Annotated in this window: 17 protein-coding genes and 1 pseudogene; 12 read left to right on the forward strand and 6 right to left on the reverse strand. The window is 64.1% G+C overall.

The window, feature by feature from the left end; translation table 11 throughout:
- Positions 1 to 26: 26 nt before the first annotated feature.
- On the reverse strand, positions 27 to 1,229 hold the full coding sequence (locus tag AB4097_RS12970; RefSeq protein ID WP_442040122.1) for a pyridoxal phosphate-dependent aminotransferase: 1,203 nt from the start codon (positions 1,227 to 1,229) through the stop codon (positions 27 to 29).
- Between the two features lie 137 nt (positions 1,230 to 1,366).
- Between AB4097_RS12970 and AB4097_RS12975 the strand changes: the two genes are divergently transcribed.
- The 4 genes from AB4097_RS12975 to AB4097_RS12990 all read left to right on the forward strand — a co-directional run bounded on the left by AB4097_RS12975 (position 1,367) and on the right by AB4097_RS12990 (position 4,459).
- Complete coding sequence (locus AB4097_RS12975; protein ID WP_442040124.1) at positions 1,367 to 2,347, forward strand: Bug family tripartite tricarboxylate transporter substrate binding protein; 981 nt, start codon at positions 1,367 to 1,369, stop codon at positions 2,345 to 2,347.
- 142 nt (positions 2,348 to 2,489) lie between these two features.
- Positions 2,490 to 2,897 (forward strand): VOC family protein, encoded by a 408-nt coding sequence (locus tag AB4097_RS12980; protein WP_442040126.1) that lies wholly within the window; start codon positions 2,490 to 2,492, stop codon positions 2,895 to 2,897.
- A 147-nt stretch (positions 2,898 to 3,044) separates the two neighbouring features.
- Complete coding sequence (locus tag AB4097_RS12985) at positions 3,045 to 3,236, forward strand: hypothetical protein (protein WP_442040128.1); 192 nt, start codon at positions 3,045 to 3,047, stop codon at positions 3,234 to 3,236.
- An 83-nt stretch (positions 3,237 to 3,319) separates the two neighbouring features.
- Entirely contained in the window at positions 3,320 to 4,459 is a 1,140-nt protein-coding gene (locus tag AB4097_RS12990) for a PQQ-dependent sugar dehydrogenase (protein WP_442040130.1), read from the forward strand.
- 170 nt (positions 4,460 to 4,629) lie between these two features.
- On the opposite strand, the gene AB4097_RS12995 is transcribed toward AB4097_RS12990, so the two are convergent.
- From AB4097_RS12995 to AB4097_RS13005, 3 genes are all read right to left on the reverse strand, one after another.
- Positions 4,630 to 4,950, reverse strand: a complete 321-nt coding sequence (locus tag AB4097_RS12995) for a YnfA family protein (protein ID WP_442040132.1) — start codon at positions 4,948 to 4,950, stop codon at positions 4,630 to 4,632.
- Between the two features lie 13 nt (positions 4,951 to 4,963).
- The gene (locus tag AB4097_RS13000) at positions 4,964 to 5,305 is read right to left on the reverse strand and encodes a DMT family protein (protein WP_442040134.1); all 342 of its coding nucleotides are present in this window, start codon (positions 5,303 to 5,305) and stop codon (positions 4,964 to 4,966) included.
- Between the two features lie 120 nt (positions 5,306 to 5,425).
- On the reverse strand, positions 5,426 to 6,250 hold the full coding sequence (locus AB4097_RS13005; protein ID WP_442040136.1) for a C13 family peptidase: 825 nt from the start codon (positions 6,248 to 6,250) through the stop codon (positions 5,426 to 5,428).
- A gap of 150 nt (positions 6,251 to 6,400) precedes the next feature.
- Here AB4097_RS13005 and AB4097_RS13010 point away from each other — a divergent pair, with 150 nt between their 5' ends.
- The 6 genes from AB4097_RS13010 (at position 6,401) to uvrB (ending at position 15,565) form a co-directional block, all read left to right on the forward strand.
- Positions 6,401 to 6,790 carry a DUF3775 domain-containing protein gene (locus AB4097_RS13010; protein WP_009494724.1) on the forward strand — a complete coding sequence of 130 codons (390 nt, stop codon included), beginning with the start codon at positions 6,401 to 6,403 and terminating at the stop codon, positions 6,788 to 6,790.
- A 125-nt stretch (positions 6,791 to 6,915) separates the two neighbouring features.
- A complete protein-coding gene (locus AB4097_RS13015) occupies positions 6,916 to 7,146 on the forward strand; it encodes a hypothetical protein (protein WP_442040138.1) in 231 nt (76 codons plus the stop codon).
- A 336-nt stretch (positions 7,147 to 7,482) separates the two neighbouring features.
- On the forward strand, positions 7,483 to 9,021 hold the full coding sequence (locus tag AB4097_RS13020) for a site-specific DNA-methyltransferase (protein WP_442040140.1): 1,539 nt from the start codon (positions 7,483 to 7,485) through the stop codon (positions 9,019 to 9,021).
- A 6-nt stretch (positions 9,022 to 9,027) separates the two neighbouring features.
- Positions 9,028 to 11,664: a DEAD/DEAH box helicase gene (locus tag AB4097_RS13025; RefSeq protein ID WP_442040142.1), complete on the forward strand. Its 2,637-nt coding sequence runs from the start codon at positions 9,028 to 9,030 to the stop codon at positions 11,662 to 11,664.
- 104 nt (positions 11,665 to 11,768) lie between these two features.
- On the forward strand, positions 11,769 to 12,812 hold the full coding sequence (locus AB4097_RS13030) for a DUF808 domain-containing protein (RefSeq protein ID WP_442040144.1): 1,044 nt from the start codon (positions 11,769 to 11,771) through the stop codon (positions 12,810 to 12,812).
- A gap of 47 nt (positions 12,813 to 12,859) precedes the next feature.
- Positions 12,860 to 15,565, forward strand: a complete 2,706-nt coding sequence (gene uvrB, locus AB4097_RS13035) for an excinuclease ABC subunit UvrB (RefSeq protein WP_442040146.1) — start codon at positions 12,860 to 12,862, stop codon at positions 15,563 to 15,565.
- An 80-nt stretch (positions 15,566 to 15,645) separates the two neighbouring features.
- Here uvrB and AB4097_RS13040 read toward each other — a convergent pair whose 3' ends face one another.
- Positions 15,646 to 16,458: a nickel-binding protein gene (locus AB4097_RS13040; protein WP_442040148.1), complete on the reverse strand. Its 813-nt coding sequence runs from the start codon at positions 16,456 to 16,458 to the stop codon at positions 15,646 to 15,648.
- A gap of 219 nt (positions 16,459 to 16,677) precedes the next feature.
- On the opposite strand from AB4097_RS13040, the gene mgrA reads away from it, so the two are divergent.
- Together mgrA and AB4097_RS13050 are read left to right on the forward strand one after the other, a co-directional pair.
- Positions 16,678 to 17,721 carry an L-glyceraldehyde 3-phosphate reductase gene (mgrA, locus tag AB4097_RS13045; RefSeq protein ID WP_442040150.1) on the forward strand — a complete coding sequence of 348 codons (1,044 nt, stop codon included), beginning with the start codon at positions 16,678 to 16,680 and terminating at the stop codon, positions 17,719 to 17,721.
- A gap of 112 nt (positions 17,722 to 17,833) precedes the next feature.
- The gene (locus tag AB4097_RS13050) at positions 17,834 to 18,238 is read left to right on the forward strand and encodes a PilZ domain-containing protein (RefSeq protein ID WP_442040152.1); all 405 of its coding nucleotides are present in this window, start codon (positions 17,834 to 17,836) and stop codon (positions 18,236 to 18,238) included.
- 120 nt (positions 18,239 to 18,358) lie between these two features.
- Here the strand turns inward: AB4097_RS13050 and AB4097_RS13055 are convergent.
- A pseudogene (locus AB4097_RS13055) lies at positions 18,359 to 18,488 on the reverse strand (IS5/IS1182 family transposase); the annotation flags it as partial.

The raw sequence follows: 18,488 nt of genomic DNA on the forward strand, positions 1-18,488 counted from the left end.
TTTGAGCTCCCCCTCGCTCTTATGCCTTAGCGCAAGGATCCGCAGAAGCGCTGGATGCGGTTGCAGGCATCCTCCAGGGCCGCGTTGGACGTGGCGTAGGAGATGCGGAAGTTCGGGCCGAGGCCGAAGGCCGATCCGTGGACAGCCGCGACACCCTCGGACTCGAGCAGCTCGGACACGAAATCCTCGTCCGTCGTCAGCACCTTGCCCGAAGGCGCTGTCTTGCCGATGGCCCCGGCGCAGGACGGATAGACGTAGAACGCGCCTTCCGGCATCGGGCACTTCAGGTACTTCGACTGGTTGAGCATGGAGACCACGAGGTCGCGGCGCTCCTCGAAAGCCTTCTTGAAGACCTTGAGGTGATCCTGCGGCCCGTCGAGCGCTTCCACGGCGGCCCATTGCGAGATCGAGGCGGCGCCGGAGGTCTGCTGGCCCTGCACGAAGTCCATCGCCTTGATGAGGTGATCGGGACCGGCCGCGTAGCCGATGCGCCAGCCGGTCATGGCATAGGCCTTGGACACGCCGTTCATGGTGAGTGTGCGCTCGTAGAGGTTCGGCTCGACCTGAGCGGGCGTGACGAACTCGAAATCGCCGTAGGTCAGGTGCTCGTACATGTCGTCGGTGAGCACCCACACATGCGGATGGCGCATCAGCACGTCGGTGAGCGCCTTCATCTCGGCGCGCGAATAGGCCGCGCCCGTCGGGTTCGACGGTGAGTTGAGGATGATCCACTTGGTCTTCGGCGTGATGGCGCGCTCGAGCGGCTCCGGCTGGAGCTTGAAGTTGTGCTCCATGGTGCAGTCGACGAAGACGGGCTTGCCGCCGCAAAGCCCGACCATCTCGGGATACGACACCCAGTACGGCGCCGGGATGATGACCTCGTCACCCGGGTTCAGGGTGGCGAGCAGCGCGTTGTAGATCACCTGCTTGCCGCCGGTGGACACGATGGTCTGCGAGGGCTTGTAGTCGAGGCCGTTCTCGCGCTTGAACTTGCGGGCGATGGCCTCGCGCAGGGGCACGATGCCGGAGACCGGCGTGTACTTGGTCTCGCCGCGGCGGATGGCCGCGATGGCCGCTTCCTTGATGTTGTCGGGCGTGTCGAAATCCGGCTCGCCGACGGAGAGGCTGATGACGTCCCGCCCCTGGGCTTTCAGATCCCGCGCTTTCTGCGTGATGACGATGGTTGCAGACGGCTTGATGCGGGAAAGGGCGTCAGACAAAAAGCCCATGGGAATCCTCCGATCGGGGCGTTAAGAAGGGAACCGTGACGGCGGCGGACCCTAATGCGGCCAAGCCGCCCAAGCAAGCAAAACAGCACGCAAAAGCAGCCCGTCGCGAACGGGCTTTCGAGGAGCCGCCTTTTCCGATGACCATATCCGTCACCCGCCGCCTCGCGCTCGGCCTCGTCGCCGGCGCGGCCCTCTTCGCCACCGCAGCCTCCGCCCAGGATTTCCCGAACCGCATCATCAAGATGGTGGTGCCCTACCCGGCCGGCGGCCCGACCGACGTGATCGCCCGCATTGTCGCGGAAGAGATGGGCAAGGATCTCGGCCAGAACGTGATCGTCGAGAACCTGGCCGGCGCCTCGGGCGCGGTCGGCACCCGCGCGGTCGCCAAGGCGGAGCCCGACGGCTACACCATCGTGTTCGGCAACAACCAGACGCATGGGAACAACATGTTCCTGCTGAAGGAGCCGGGCTACGACGCGGTGAAGGATTTCGCGCCGCTCGCGGGCGCGGGCGCCTTCGAGCACGTCTTCGTGGTGAAGAACGACCTCCCCGTAAAGACGATCCCCGAGCTGGTGGAACTCGCCAAGAAGGATCCCGGCAAGCTGAACTACGGCTCGACCGGAGTCGGCTCCGGCTCGCATCTGGCGACCGAGCTGTTCATGACCCGCACAGGCATCAAGATGACCCACGTGCCGTTCCGGGGCGCCGCTCCCCTGGTGACGGAGATCATGGCCGGCCGCATCGACGTGTCGAACTCGACCCTGCCGAGCGTGCTCTCCCAGTTCCAGGCCGGCCAGATGCGCGCCATCGGCATCGCGAGCCCGCAGCGCAACCCGCAGGCGCCCGACGTGCCGACCCTGCGCGAGCAGGGCATCACCGATGCGGACGCGGAATCCTGGGCCGCCTTCTTCGCCCCGGTGAACACGCCGAAGCCGATCCTCGACAAGCTGTCGGGCACGATCATCGCGATCCTCAACAAGCCCGACGTGAAGGAGCGGATCACCAAAATCGGCTTCACCCTGAACGTGCGCGACCCGGAAGCGTTCAAGCCTTACCTCGCCAAGGAAATCCAGACCTGGGCGGAGATCATCAAGGCGGCGAGCATCAAGGCTGAGTGAGCCTGCTCCCAGGACTGACACCCTCATTCGTCATGGCCGGCCCTGTGCCGGCCATCTCGATAGGGAGAAGCACGGCGCCTCAAGCAGTCGAGATCACCGGCACAAGGCTGGTGATGACGGAGGATAGAATCGAGGATCGCCCATGCACTTCCACCAAGGCCGCCTCATCGATCACATCCACCTGCGCGTGTCGGACCTCGAAGCGAGCCGACGTTTCTACCGTGCCGTCCTGAACGCCATCGGCCGCGAGTTCACGTCGGAGAGCCCGAAGCATTTCGCCTGCGATGAGCTGTGGGTGGACCAGGCGGACGGCCCGGTCTCCCGGGTGCATCTTGCCTTTCAGGCGCGGGACAGGGAGGCCGTTCACGCTTTCCACGCAGCCGCCCTCGCCTCCGGCGGCCGCGACAATGGCGGGCCGGGAGAGCGGTCCTATCACCCAGGCTATTATGCCGCCTTTGCCTTCGATCCCGATGGGCACAATATCGAGGCGGTCCATCATGGACCGACGGAACGCTCTGCGGACTCGGTCGTGATCAGCCGCAAAGCTTAAGCATAACCTGCCACAATCGTTAATAATTAGTTAACACGGGCACTTAGCTGAGAAAGCGGAAGCAGCGCTTTCGGATAGTCCGGGAACTTTCTTGAATCGCACAAGTTTTTCTTCCGCAGTCCCCTTCCGGCTGCTGGGAATGGACCGATGAAGACTTTCCGCTCAAGGCACACCACGCGTGTTTCCACCCGTACCCACCGGCTCGATCCGCGCCAGGAAAGCCGGTGCTCGCTGGCCCTTGTCATGCTGCTGGGCCTCGCCACACTCTCCGTCATGGCCACGACCCAGACCTTGTCGGCGCGAGACACGAGAACCATCCACGTCCTTTCGCTGCGATAACGCGTGAGTGAACGGCGGCCCGGTTGACGGCCTGCCGCAGATGTTTAGCTCTCCGGCAAGACAATCGACGGAGAGAATCCCACATGCTGAGCCCCCGAATTGCCCTGGCCTGCCTTCTTGCTCTTGGCACCATTCCCTCCGCCCTGGCCCAGGACACCCAGCGCCTCCGCACAGACAAGGTCGAGGTGATCGTCGAGACCCTGGCCCGCAACCTCGAGAATCCCTGGGGCCTCGCTTTCCTTCCTGACAACCGCATGCTGGTGACGGAACGCCCCGGCCGCCTGCGCATCATCGACGCCGACGGTGCCCTCTCCGAGCCGATCCAGGGCCTCCCAAAGATCGCCGCGCGCGGACAGGGCGGCCTCCTCGACGTCGCCCTCGACCCGAACTTCGCCCAGAGCCGCCTCGTCTACCTGAGCTTCGCGGAGGATCGCGGAGAAGGCCGCTCCGGCACGAGCGTCGCCCGCGCCCGCCTCAACCAGGACGGGACCGCGCTCGAGGAGACACAGGTCATCTTCCGCCAGGAGCCGGCCCATACCGGCAACAACCATTGGGGCTCGCGTCTGGTCTTCGACCGCGACGGCAATCTCTTCGTGACCCTCGGCGACCGGTTCGACCTGCGCGACCAGGCCCAGAACCCGGCCAACCACCTCGGCAAGATCGTCCACATCAAGCCCGATGGGGGCGCAGCCCCCGGCAACCCATTCCTGAACCGGGAGAATGCCCGGCCCGAGATCTGGTCCCTCGGCCACCGCAACCTGCAATCGGCCGCCCTCCACCCGACCACCGGCGAACTCTGGACCGTGGAGCACGGTGCCCGGGGCGGTGACGAGTTGAACATCCCGCAGAAGGGCAGGAACTACGGTTGGCCGGTGATCTCCTACGGGGTCGATTATTCCGGCGCGAAGATCGGCGAAGGCACGAAGAAGGACGGCCTGGAGCAGCCGGTCTTTTACTGGGACCCGTCCATCGCGCCGTCCGGCATGGCCTTCTACACGGGCAACCAGTTCCCGGCCTGGCGCGGCAGCATCCTCGTCGGCGCGCTGGCGGGCAAGCTCGTCTCGCGGCTCGAAACCGACGGCAACCGCGTCACAGGAGAGGAGCGCATGCTGCAGCAGCTCGGCGAGCGGATCCGCGACGTGCGTCAGGGGCCGGACGGCTTCGTCTATCTCCTGACGGATTCCCGCAGCGGCCGCATCCTGCGCATGAAGCCGGCGACGTGAGCTAGCCAATCAGGCACTCACCTCAAGGATCCTCTCCGTCATGGCCGGGCTTGTCCCGGCCATCTCGATACGGAAATGCGCGGCGCTTCAAGCAATCGAGATCACCGGCACAAGGCCGGTGATGACATGGGAGTGTTCGACCACTCAGAACAAGCGTGAACCGTCAAACCTCACCCCCGCGGCCCCAACAGGATGAGCGCCGCGCCCGCCAAACAAATGCCCGCGCCGGCCACGTCCCACCGATCGGGCCGCGCCCCTTCGGCGATCCAGAGCCACAGGACCGACGCGACGATGTAGACGCCGCCATACGCCGCGTAGGCCCGGCCGGCGGCATCGGCCGGGGCCAGCGTCAGGAGAGAGGCGAAGAGGGCGAGCGCACCCATGCCGGGCACGAGCCAAAGGGGCGACTTGCCGAGCCGCAGCCAGGCCCAGAAGGAAAAGCACCCGGCAATCTCGGCGAGCGCCGCGCCGGCATAGACCAGAAATGTCATATGCGGCGGCGGCTCAGCGCGCCTGGAAGATGAAGGCGGCGCCCGTGGCGATGAGGCCGAAGCCGACGAGATGGTTCCAGCCGAGGGGCTCCTTCAGGTAGAACACCGAGAAGACCGCGAAGATCACCAGGGTGATGACCTCCTGCATGGTCTTGAGTTCGGCCGCCGAATAGACGGACGAGCCGATCCGATTGGCCGGCACGGCGAACCAGTATTCGACGAAGGCGATGGCCCAGCTGGCCATGACGGCGATCCAGAGGGGCGACGTCTTGAACTTCAGATGCCCGTACCAGGCGAAGGTCATGAAGACGTTCGATGCGACCAGCATCAGGACGGGGGTCGTGTGGGGGCTCATGGGGGTTCCGGGATGGGCTCAGATCGGACAGGGCGCTCTGCCCTAATCTTCTCTGTGGAACTGTCAAGCTGATGAACGGCGACCGGACGGATCGAGGCGAAGGCACGGGACGCCGCAGGATCAGCAAGGCGCCGATCGCGCCGCGCGCCCGGCCTGCTGCACGGGGACGGCCCGACAGGCCTCCCTCAGCCGATTCAGGACCTGCTCGCCTCCGGCGATCTGCGGGTTGGACGGGTCGAAGCCTTCCCGCGTCTCCCGCTCCGTGACGAGGCTCCGGGCCGTCTCGAAGGCCGAGTCGAAGCGCACCTCGCGCCTGAGGGCCTTGTTGAAGAAGGCGTCGCCGAAATAGGTCCATGTCGCTCCGTCCCGGCAGCCGAAGGACGGCCTGTCGGCCGCCGCCGCCGTGATGACGAGGGTGCGGGGATCGGCCAGCTCCCGGGCGAAGATTCCCGAATAGCAGGCCGAGACGATCAGGACCCGATGCTCCGCCCGGGTCCGGTCGAGCAATTCCCTGACATTGTCCGGCGTGACGAGGAGCGCGTCCCGCCCAGCCACCAGCCCGATGCCTTCAGGCCCCCCATGGGAGGTGAGGACGAGCACCACGATGTCCTCGGCGGGATCGAGCACCTGCCCGGCGGCCGTGGCGGCGGCCATCAGGGTCCGGGGCGTCGCACCGGCGCGGCGCTTGGTGTTGACCCGGACGATGGACCGCCCCTTCCCGTCGAACTGCGTCTCGAGGATGCGCGCCGCGCCTTGGGCCTCGCTCTCGAACACGCTCTGCGGCCCCCAGAGGCCGAAGGACAGGATGTAGACGTCGGTCTGGCCCGGGCGCTGCGGCGCCAGCTTGCCCGCCTCGGCCCGGCGAGCCGGCTGGCCTTGTGCCTCATGGAACGGGCCAAGGGCGAGTGAGAGCCCGATCAGGCAGAAAGCGAGCAAGCGGCGCATGATATATCCCAGCCTCGCCCTACTTTACGCGCAGCCGCCGCCGAAAGCCAGGAACCGACCTTAGGCCCGCATGAGGCGCGAGCTGAACCGAATGCCCTCTTTCGGGTTTCCCTGTCAGGTACGTCACGCGTCACATCCAAGAGGGTTTTTATGGACATCGCGCTCGATAAGGTTTGCGAACTCATTCTCCGGGTCAGGGCCATCGATGTGAAGGAAGGCATCACCGATCCGGCTTCGGGCTCGAACCCCATCGACGACGGCAGCATCGACGCCCTCACCTCCTCGCCGGACGACGCCACGGAGGAGGAGATCCGCGACGTGATCGCGGGCCTCAACGACGACGAACGCGCCGATCTGATCGCGCTGGTCTATATCGGCCGCGGCGACATGGAGCCCGAGGAATGGGGCGCCGCCGTGCGCCTCGCACGCGAGCGCGAGGCCGCAAGCTCGCTCTCGACGGCCGACTGGCTCATCGGCATTCCCAACCTCGCCGACCTTCTCGACGAAGGCCTCAACGCCATGGGCCGCAGCTGCGCCTGAGGCGCGCCGACACCGCAATCTCCGTCCATTCCGATCACGCGAACGGGATCGCCGGTCCGGTCACGGCGCCCTATTTGTGACATGGATCGATCCGATAATTCTGTCTACTCCCAAAGGAGGATGCCATGAGTCCGCACCCACCCCCAGAGAGTCCGGACGACGACGCGCAGAGCGAGCTGCTTCAAGCCTTGAACAACGCCTTGAACGACCTCGCCCGCATCACCGATCCAACGGAAGAACAGCCCCTCGCCGAGGCGCAGCCGGACGCGCAACCGTCCGCATCTCCGGATGAGACAGAAGTCGAGATCGACCGGATCGAGGCTTACCTGAGAGGTCCGACGGCGTTCACCGCCTGAGCTCGAATGCCTCCCTGCCGCGCTTCGGCGCGCCTTTCCGCATGGTGACGGCGTTAGGACTGAGCCGTCAGCCCGGCATCCCGGACCAATCGCTACAGACAAGCAAGGCTTTACCTCTCCATCACCCTCGTGAGAGCGGTGAAATGGACCCTGTGGGAAGATTGCAGCCCCATAAATCTACCACGTCAGGTTGACGAATCATTATATCGTAACTGAAATACGGGGAACGAGGTTTTCCGTATCCCCATGCTCTGCCTTGCGTTTCGCCTTCCCGTCCTTACGCCTTCACCAAGTGGCAGGTGCCAGCCTTCAAACCCGACGCGGGCTCATTGAGCCATGCCGACCCTGCATTGGCTGACGCGGGACGAGGACACCCGGGCTGCGCGAACCGTCCCCTATCGGCTGCTGCAGGAGGATTCCTCCCACAGCTGTGGCGACCCCGATTCCACGAACATGCTGATCCAGGGCGACAACCTGGACGCCCTGAAGGCCCTGCTGCCATTCTATGCGGGCCGCGTGAAGTGCATCTATATCGACCCGCCCTACAACACGCGCTCCGCCTTCCAGCATTACGACGACAATCTCGAACACACCCAATGGCTCGCCATGATGTGGCCTCGCCTCGAATTGCTGCGCGACCTGCTGGCGGAGGACGGCTCGATCTGGGTGTCCATCGACGACAACGAGGCGCATTACCTCAAGGTGATCATGGATGAGGTGTTCGGGCGAAGTCGTTTCGTTGCAAATGTAGTTTGGCAAAAACGGACTTCGAGGGAGAATCGCGCAGCTATTGGTTCAGCGCACGATCATCTTCTGCTCTACGCAATGGCAGGGGACTTGCGTTGGAAAAAGACGCGAAACTTACTTCCTGATTCCGATAGTGGGTATTCGAATCCTGACAATGATGAGCGAGGACCTTGGCGCTCCATACCGTTTAGTGCTCAGGGGTTCAGAAAAAACCAAATGTATACAATCGTAAGCCCTATCGGGCTTGCACTTGACCCGCCTAAAGGACGCTGCTGGGGGGCTACAGAGCCCGAGTTTATTCGTCTCCGCGACATCGAAAAGCGTGTCTACTTCCCCAATGATGGGAGCGGAAGACCACGAATAAAAAAGTTTCAGTCAGAGGAAACAGGACTTGTACCGATGACTTGGTGGGACTCTGCCAACTTCGGTGACAATCAGCAGGCCAAAAAAGAAAACTTGAGTCTCTTTCAGGATGAAGAAGTTTTTGGGACACCCAAGCCAGAACGCCTGATTGAACGCATCCTCCACATCGCCACCAATCCCGGCGACCTCGTTCTCGACTCCTTCCTCGGCTCCGGCACCACCGCCGCCGTCGCGCACAAGATGGGCCGCCGCTATATCGGCGTCGAGATGGGCGATCATGCCGTCACCCATTGCGCGCCACGTCTCCGAAAAGTAATTGAGGGCGAGCAGGGCGGCATCTCGACAAGCGTCGGCTGGCAGGGCGGCGGCGGGTTTCGCTTCTATCGCCTCGGGCCGCCGGTCTTCGACGAGCACGGGCATGTGCGCGAGGACATCCGCTTCCCGACACTGGCCGCGCATGTCTGGTTCAGCGAGACGAACGCGCCCTGGAAGGGCAAGGGCAAGTCACCGCTTCTCGGCCTGCATGACGGTAAGGGCTATGCCCTGCTCTACAACGGCATTCTCGGCGACAGGCGCCCCGACGGCGGCAACGTTCTGACGCGAGCGACGCTGCAGATCATCCGCGAAGCGGTTGCGAAGAAAGCGCCCTCCTTCGATGGGCCTTTGACGGTCTACGGCGAGCAATCCCGCCTCGGCCCTTCGACGTTGGCGCGCGAGAACGTCACCTTCAAGCAGACACCCTACGACGTGAAGGCACGGCGGTGAGGTCGCATGAAACTCAAGCAGTACCAGACTGACACCCTCGCCATCCTGCGCCGCTTTCTCGAAGAAGCGCGCGTGGCGGGAGCGCGCGGCGCCTATGATGCGATCACGACGGAGCCTGAACAGGCAAAACGCCTGGGCCGGTATAGGGGCGACTACAAGGCATTGGACGAACTGCCGGACACGCCTTACGTCTGCCTGCGTCTGCCGACCGGCGGCGGCAAGACGGTTCTCGGTGCTCACGCCATCGCGGTCGCGCGCGATGCATGGATCGAGAAGGATTTCCCGCTTGTCCTCTGGCTCGTGCCGACCAACACTATCCGCCTGCAGACGGCGGAAGCGCTGAAGAACCCGCACCATCCCTACCGGCAGGCTCTGGACGAACACTTCGACGGGCGTGTCCGCGTCTTCGACATCGCGGATTTCACCCATATCCGTCCGCACGACATCCGCGACAATCTCTGCATCGTCGTCGGAACCCTTCAGACGCTTCGCGTGGACAAGACCGAAGGCCGCAAGGTCTATGCCCACAACGAAAACATGGAGCCGCATTTCTCCGGTGTCGCACGTCATGCGCCGGGGCTGGAGACTTTGGAGAGCGACAGTATCAAATTCTCCTTCGCGAACCTTCTGCATCTTCATCGTCCCCTCATGATCGTGGACGAGGCGCATAACGCGGTCACGGACCTGTCGCGCGACATGCAGGCGCGGGTGAATCCCTGCGCCATCATCGAATTCACCGCCACTCCCCGGTTCAACTCCAACATCCTGCACAGCGTGACGGCGCAGGAGCTGAAGGACGAGGAGATGATCAAGCTGCCGATCGTGCTGGCCGAGCACCCGGATTGGCAGGGCGCCGTCAACGGCGCGATTGCCACCCGCGCCCGTCTGGCGGAGGCTGCGAAGGATGATACGGATTACGTGCGCCCCATTGTGCTGTTCCAGGCGCAGCCGAAGGACCAGGACGTCACGGTCGAGGCCCTGAAGCGCCACCTCATCGACGTGGAGCAGATTCCCGAGGACCGCATCGCGGTCGCAACGGGCGACCAGCGCGAGCTCGACGGTATCGATCTATTCGATCCGGCCTGCAGGATCGAATACGTGATCACGGTCGAGGCCCTGAAGGAAGGCTGGGACTGCTCCTTCGCCTACGTCTTCTGCTCCGTCTCACGCATCCAGAGCGCCACCGCCGTCGAGCAGCTGCTGGGGCGCGTGCTGCGCATGCCCTATGCCAAGCGCCGGAAGATCCCCGATCTCAACAAGGCCTATGCGCATATTTCCGAACCCACCTTCAGCGCCGCCGCCAATGCGCTGGCGGACAGACTGGTCCACATGGGCTTCCAGGACGAAGCGCCCGAGATGATCGAGGTCGCGCAGGGGCATTTCGACGACACGGGGCTCTTTGCTCCGGCCGAACGACCCAAACCGACCTTCCGATATAGGGTCACCGCCTCCCCGGCCCTTTACGCCGCCATCAGGGATTCCGCCGTTCAGGGCGTTGCCTTGAGCGAAGCCGATGAGGGAGGAGTTGAGATCGTCGTCACAGGCTACATTGCGCCTGAAGTTCAGAACGCGCTGGAAGCCGCCGTACCAGAGCCCGAGAGGCGCGGATTTTCAGAAGCCGCGCAGGCTTACCGGGCCGAGCTGTTGCCTCTCCTGTCCCCTGCAGAGCAGGGCCAGAGCTTCGTTGCTCCGCGCCTCGTGAGCGAGTTTCAGGGCGAGCTTGTTTTCGCGGAGACGGAAACGCTCATGGAGCTTCACAGGTGGTCGCTCCTCGATCATCCGGCGAGACCCGACGAGAGCGCTTTCTCGATCAGGGAGAATGCTCAGAGCTTCGAGATCGATGTCGTGGGCCGGCGGGTGGTTATCGGTTCAGGCCATGAGGAGAAACAGCTTGCCTTCGAAATCGAGGTGGAAGGTTGGACACCGGAAAACCTCGCCATCTGGCTCGAAAGGCAATTGCGCCAACCCGATATCCATCCTTCCGAGCTTCTGCGCTGGGTTCGCGACTGCATCGGGCATCTGGCAGGTCCGCGCCGGATTCCTCTCGCGGCCCTGATGCGGGCCAAGTTCATCCTCGCGAATGCCCTCAAGACCACCATCGCCTCCATCCGGCGCATCGAGCAGAACAATGCCTATCAGCGTTATCTGATCGCACCGGAAGCCAAGGCGGGCATTTCGTTCGAGCACGGTTTCGTCTTCAAGAGCGGCATGTTCGGCGACCAGCGGCGCTATCGCGGGCGTTGGCGGTTTTCCAAGCACTTCCTCGGTCCCGACAACATACCCGCCTTCGATGGAGTGGATCAGGGCGAGGAGTTTCAGTGCGCGCAGGCCTTGGACAGCCTGCCGGGCGTCAGATACTGGATCCGCAATGTTCCCAGACATCCGGATGCCTTCTGGCTCCCCCTCGCGTCGGGAAAGTTCTACCCCGACTTCGTGGCCATGCTGAATGACGGCCGGACCTTTGTCGTCGAATACAAGGGGGATCACCTTGCTGGCGATGGCAATGAGAACACGAATGAGAAGCGCACCATCGGACAGCTATGGGAACGCCTGAGCCAAGGCCAAGGACTCTTCCTGATGGCCGAGAAGGTCGTCGGTGGAAAGGATGTTCGGGCTCAAATGCTGAGCAAACTTGGCGGATAGTCTGCATCAATCCCGCCTGTTAGGCGTTGTCGAGACCGGGACCACGGGATAGCTGTTGCTCATCGAGCCACCCTACCGCTTGACCGATTTCGACAGGAGCCTTCATGAGCATCGGCCTCATCGCCTTGCTGGACGACATTGCGGCCATCGCCAAGGTCGCGGCCGCCTCGCTCGACGATGTGGCCGCCCAGGCGACCAAGGCCGGCGCCAAGGCGGCCGGCGTGGTGATCGACGACGCCGCCGTGACGCCGCGCTACGTGACGGGCTTCTCGGCCGCCAGGGAGCTGCCCATCGTCGGCAGGATCGCCCTCGGGTCCCTCAAGAACAAGCTGATCTACCTCCTTCCCCTGGCGCTGCTCCTCAGCTTCTTCGCCCCCTGGGCCATCACGCCCCTGCTCATGATCGGCGGCGCCTATCTCTGCTACGAGGGATCGGAAAAGGTCTTCGGGGCGCTGTTTCCCCATGGCGCCCACAAGCATGAACGGGCCACCCAGACGGCCGGGAACGTCGAGGACGAGAAGGTGAGCAGCGCCATCAAGACCGACTTCATCCTCTCGGCCGAGATCATGGCGATCACGCTCGCCAGCATTCCGACGGGATCGACCTGGATGCAGGCCGTGATCCTGGCCATCGTGGGTATCGGCATCACGGCCTTGGTCTATGGCGGCGTGGCCCTGATCGTGAAGGCGGACGATATGGGCGTAGCCCTCGCCCGCAACGGCAGGCCGGTCTCCAGCCTGCTGCGGCGCGCGCCCGAGAGCGCCCCCCTGCACACGGACCGCCTGCTGGCGCCTCTCACCAGGACTTTCGGGCGCGGCCTCGTGAAGGCCATGCCCGGCCTGCTCCAGACCCTCGCCATCGTGGGCACCGCCGCGATGGTCTGGGTCGGCGGCGGCATCATCGTCCACGGACTCGAAGGCTACGGCTTCGCCGCCCTCGGCCATGTCATCCACGCTGTCGCGGCAGCGGCGGGGCACGCGGTTCCGAGCATCGGCGGCGCGGTGGAATGGCTGGTCTCGGCCGCCGCCTCCGGCCTCGTCGGGCTCCTCCTCGGCGCCATCCTGATCCCCCTCGTCCACTTCGTCGCAGTGCCGCTGCTGAGAGCCGTGCGCGGGAGGAGACGGAGGGCGGAGAAGCATACGGTATAGCCTCTGGCACTCTTCCCTTCTCGGACCGTTCGTACCATATTCGTTCTATGGCCAAATCACCCAAGAAGCCCAAGCTTTCCACCGGGAAGGCGTCCAAACCTGATCTGAAGCCCCTGGCCCCTCATCTGGCGGAACTTCTCAATCCGGCCGTCAACCGGGAGCGGGAGGCGGCCGAGGGCTTTGCCGAGCGGGCGCAGGAAACCTTCATCCAGGGCGACATTACCGATGTCGATCCGGCGCTGGCCAAGAAGCTTGGCCTGAAGGGCCCGGACGACGGGCCGGACGTGGCCAATGAATTGGGCGACATCGTCCCCGAGTCCGGCTTCTCCGCCACCGTCGATGCGCTGTCGCGGCTTTTGACGGAAGGCGATCCGCGCTTCAAGGACGGCAAGGCCTGGGTGCCGCACCGCCCGCCTCGGCCCGAGAAGTCGGAAGGCGGCATCCCGTTCAAGATCAAGTCCGACTTCACGCCCTCGGGCGACCAGCCTACGGCGATCCGCGAGTTGGTCGACGGCGTGCGCCGGGCCGAGCGCGACCAGGTGCTCCTCGGCGTCACCGGTTCGGGCAAGACCTTCACCATGGCCAAGGTGATCGAGGAGACGCAGCGCCCTGCCCTGATCCTTGCGCCGAACAAGACGCTGGCCGCGCAGCTCTACGGCGAGTTCAAGTCGTTCTTCCCCGACAACGCGGTCGAGTACTTCGTCTCGTATTACGACTATTACCAGCCCGAAGCTTATGTGCCGCGCTCGGACACCTTCATCGAGAAGGAAAGCTCCATCAACGAGCAGATCGACCGCATGCGCCACTCGGCGACGCGCGCGCTGCTCGAACGAGACGACGTGATCATCGTCGCGTCCGTGTCGTGCATCTACGGTATCGGCTCGGTCGAGACCTATACGGCCATGACCTTCTCCGTGAAGGTGGGCGAGCGCATCGAGCAGCGCCAGCTCATCGCCGACCTCGTGGCCCTGCAGTACAAGCGCATCCAGAGCGATTTCGCCCGCGGCACCTTTCGCGTGCGCGGCGACGTGATCGAACTCTTCCCGGCCCACTTGGAGGACCGCGCCTGGCGCATCGGCCTGTTCGGCGACGAGATCGAGAGCATCGTCGAGTTCGATCCGCTCACGGGCAAGAAGAGCAACGACCTGCAATTCGTGAAGGTCTATGCGAACTCGCACTACGTGACGCCGCGCCCGACCCTGCAGCAGGCCGTGAAGGGCATTCAGGACGAGCTGCAGCACCGCCTGCAGGAGCTCGCCCGCATGGGCCGCCTGCTCGAAGCGCAGCGTCTGGAACAGCGCACCCAGTTCGACCTCGAGATGATCGAGGCCACGGGCGTGTGCAACGGCATCGAAAACTATTCGCGCTATCTGACCGGCCGCAAGCCCGGCGAGCCGCCGCCGACCCTGTTCGAGTACCTGCCCGACAACGCACTCGTCTTCACCGACGAGAGCCACGTGACCGTGCCGCAGATCGGCGGCATGTATCGCGGCGACTTCCGGCGCAAGGCGACGCTCGCGGAATACGGCTTCCGCCTACCCTCCTGCCTCGACAACCGCCCGCTGCGCTTCGAGGAATGGGACGCCATGCGTCCGCAATCGGTCCACGTGTCGGCGACGCCCGCCAAGTGGGAGATGGAGCAGACCGGCGGCATCTTCGTCGAGCAGGTCATCCGTCCGACAGGACTTGTGGATCCCATCGTGGAGATCAGGCCCGCGCGAAGCCAGGTCGACGATCTCGTGCACGAGGTGAAGGAGCTTGCCGCGAACGGCTACCGCACATTGGTGACCACGCTCACCAAGCGCATGGCGGAAGACCTCACGGAATACATGCACGAGAACGGCATCCGCGTGCGCTACATGCACTCGGACATCGACACGCTTGAGCGCATCGAGATCATCCGCGACCTGCGTCTCGGCGCCTTCGACGTGCTCATCGGCATCAACCTCCTGCGCGAGGGCCTCGACATTCCCGAATGCGCGCTCGTGGCCATTCTCGACGCGGACAAGGAAGGCTTCCTGCGCTCCGAAACCTCGCTGGTACAGACCATCGGGCGCGCGGCGCGTAACGTGGAAGGCAAGGCGATCCTCTACGCCGACAAGATCACCGGCTCCATGGAACGCGCGATCGCGGAGACCAACCGCCGCCGCGAGAAGCAGCTCGCCTACAACGCCGAGCACGGCATCACGCCGCAGAGCGTGAAGAAGAACATCGCCGACATTCTCGAGAGCGTCTACGAGCGCGATCACGTGTCTGTCGATACGGGCCTCGCCGGCAGGACCGTGGGTCACAACCTCAAGGCCGTCATCGCCGATATGGAAAAGCGCATGCGCGAGGCCGCCGCGAACCTGGAATTCGAGGAGGCCGCGCGCCTGCGCGACGAGCTCAAGCGCCTGCAGGCGACCGAGCTCGCGATCAGCGACGATCCCATGGCGCGGCAAAGCGATGTGGAAAAGGAAGCGGGCAAGTATGGCGGCTCGCGCAAATACGGCCGCAGCGCCAACCTGCCGCCAAAGGGCCTGCCGCCCTCGGGCGAAGGCGCAACGGCCGGCGACGAGGATTCCGATTCTTACGGCCCCACCGGCAAGGGCCGCTCGGACGAAGGCACCCGCATCCGCAAGCCCGGCCTCGACGAGATGGGCCCGGGCACCGACCGCGAGGTCCCGCTGAACTACCGCGAACGCCCGGCCGCGCGCTCGACGCAAGGCTTCGCGGGGCAGAAGCCGAAATACAAGGGACGCAAAGGGCGGTAGCCGCCCTCTGCTTTCTTCCAATACACATCGTCATCACCGGCCTTGTGCCGGCCATGACGGCGGAGAGCGTGGTTCTGCTCTCACCGCCAGTTCACCGCGAACGCCTCAACCGGCTGCGTAAAACCCTTCACGGTTCGGCCTCCCAGATCCACGAAGGAGAAGCGGGGGGCCACCAGACTCGTGATGATCTCCGATACCACGATGCTGTCAGGTTCGGCGCTCTGGCACAGGCGAGCGGCCCGCTGGACCGTCATGCCGAACAGGTCGTTATGATCGGCCACCGGTTCGCCCGCATCGAGGCCGATGCGCACGCGCAGTTTTTCGCGGCTTGCCAGATTGAAGGCCTCAAAGGCCTGCAGGATCGCCCGGGCGGCATCCACGGCAGCGGTGATGTCGTCGAAGGCGGCCATGATCCCGTCGCCGGTGTGCTTGACCTCGCGCCCGCCCTTGTCGCGCAGGGCGCGCCGCACCATGGCATCATGTGCCCGCACCATCTCGACGGCGCGCGTGTCGCCGAGGCGCGCGGTCATGGCGGTCGAGTCGACGATATCGGTGAACATGATGGCGCGCAGGGCCGGATCGACCTTTCCCCCGGAACAGCAGGTCGCCGGTTCCGGGTCGGAAATGCGACCGAGAAAGGCCTCGACGGCCGACAGATCGACCTCGATCACGTCGCGGGCGATTTGCCCATGTGCCTCGTCGTGCACCTGCATGGCGGTCTCGATATCGGGCGCGTCGATGAGGCAGAAGGCGGTGCCGCGGGTGTCGTCGAACCAGTAGGTCAGGAACCGCACCCCGTAACGCCCCTGAACCTCCAGGTCCTGCTGATGCGCCTGGGCGATATCGGCGGCGGTCAGGCCCTTCAGTTCGTGCCGGTCCAGGAAGATGGGCATGGTGGATCTCCCTCCCTGCCCCGGCCTTAACTTACACGGTTCGACCGCAACGGGCGATGCCCCTTTTGCCCAGTCCCAAACGGGTGAGTGACGGGGATCATCCATCCGTCCGATGCTCATTCCTTGAAGAGCGCGTCGTCCAGTTCAGAAAACCGGATCCACATTTCCGCACGATGCGCTATGTAAAGCGTCTGCCTCATTGCCCTGCTGGAGAGTTCGATGGCCTATCTGCCCGCTGAGACCCGCTATGACGAGATGCTCTACAACCGGTGCGGCCACAGCGGGCTGCTTCTGCCGGCGATCTCGTTGGGGCTCTGGCACAATTTCGGCGAGGATAAATCGGCCGCGACCGCGCGGGAGATCTGCCGGACCGCCTTCGACCTCGGCGTCACGCATTTCGATCTTGCCAACAACTACGGCCCCCCTCCCGGCTCGGCGGAAACCCTTTTCGGCGAGATCCTGCGCAACGACTTCCATAACCTGCGCGATGAGCTGGTGATCTCCACCAAGGCGGGCTACCGCATGTGGCCGGGACCCTACGGGGAATGGGGCAGCCGCAAATATCTCCTATCGAGCCTCGACCAGAGCCTCAAGCGCATGGGCCTCGACTATGTGGACATCTTCTACTCCCACCGCTTCGATCCGAACACGCCGCTCGAAGAAACCATGCTGGCCCTCGATTCCGCCGTACGGCAGGGCAAGGCGCTCTATGTGGGTCTCTCGTCCTACAACAGCCAGCGCACCCGCGAGGCGCTTAGCCTTCTGCGCGAGCTGAAGACGCCCTGCATCATCCACCAGCCGAGCTATTCCATGCTCAACCGCTGGATCGAGGAGGATGGCCTGCTCGACACCCTCGACGATCTCGGCATGGGCTCCATCGTGTTCTCGCCGCTGGCTCAGGGCATGCTGACGACGAAATATCTCAACGGCATTCCGGAAGAGAGCCGCGCGGCCCAGGGCAAGTCCTTGCGCACGAGCTTCCTCAACGAGGACAACATCGCCCGTATCCGCAGCCTCAACGGCATCGCGGAGCGGCGCGGTCAAACCCTGGCGCAGATGGCCCTGGCCTGGGTCCTGCGCGGCGGGCGCGTCACCTCGGCGCTGATCGGCGCGAGCCGTCCCGAGCAGGTCGTCGACTGCGTCGACGCGCTCAAGAACCTCTCCTTTACGGCGGAGGAGCTCGCCGAGATCGACCGCCATGCCGGCGAAGGCGACCTGAACATCTGGGCCGCCTCCGCTGAACGGAAGGGACCGTCCCGGTAATCCACGGGAAAGCCTTAGCTTTTAGGCGAATACTCCTTCGGAGGGACTTGAGAAGTCGGTTAACAAATGGTTAAAGCCAAGCTTCTCGATCACCTGCCCTAGGGTCATCTCTATGGATTCCGTCACGGCCATCGACAATCGTCGGAAAGACAGGCGTTTTCCCACGCATCACCCGGCACAAATCATGCTGGGTCCTGAGGCGATGATCTCGTGCCTGGTGAAGGACATCTCCACCGGCGGGGCCAGGATCGCGGTCAAGCGGCACATGGACCTGCCGGAGAGCTTCGAGCTGTATATCGCGGCCCATGACCTGCAGGTGCGCCGCGCGCGGGTGTGCTGGCGCAGCGGCGATTTTGCCGGTGTGGCGTTCAGCGCCGAGGAGGCCGATCTCGCACCGGCCGCGGATGCCTCCGAGGCGCTGCGGTTCGAGGTTTGCCTCGAACAGGCCGCCATGACGGTCCATCTTGCCTCCAAGCCCGCCCGCAAGAACCTCAAGCTCTATCGCACGACAATCTGAATAGGTTGAGTAGCTTTTGATTGCTTGAGACACTTCTGTTCATTGTCGCCGAATTCAAGGACTAACTGTCGGACGTTTTGTGTTCTTCATTCTATGAGATATTAGAGACTGTTTGGAAACTCACGGATGAGCATTCCGGCGGATCAGAATGCCGCCCATGGCGACATGGATCATGGCGGTTGAGACGTCGATGCGCTTCTCATAGTCGCGAACGAGACGCCGCCAGCGCATCATCCAGCCAAAGGTGCGC

The sequence above is a fragment of the Microvirga sp. 2MCAF35 genome, assembly GCF_052115545.1.
GTDB lineage: Bacteria > Pseudomonadota > Alphaproteobacteria > Rhizobiales > Beijerinckiaceae > Microvirga.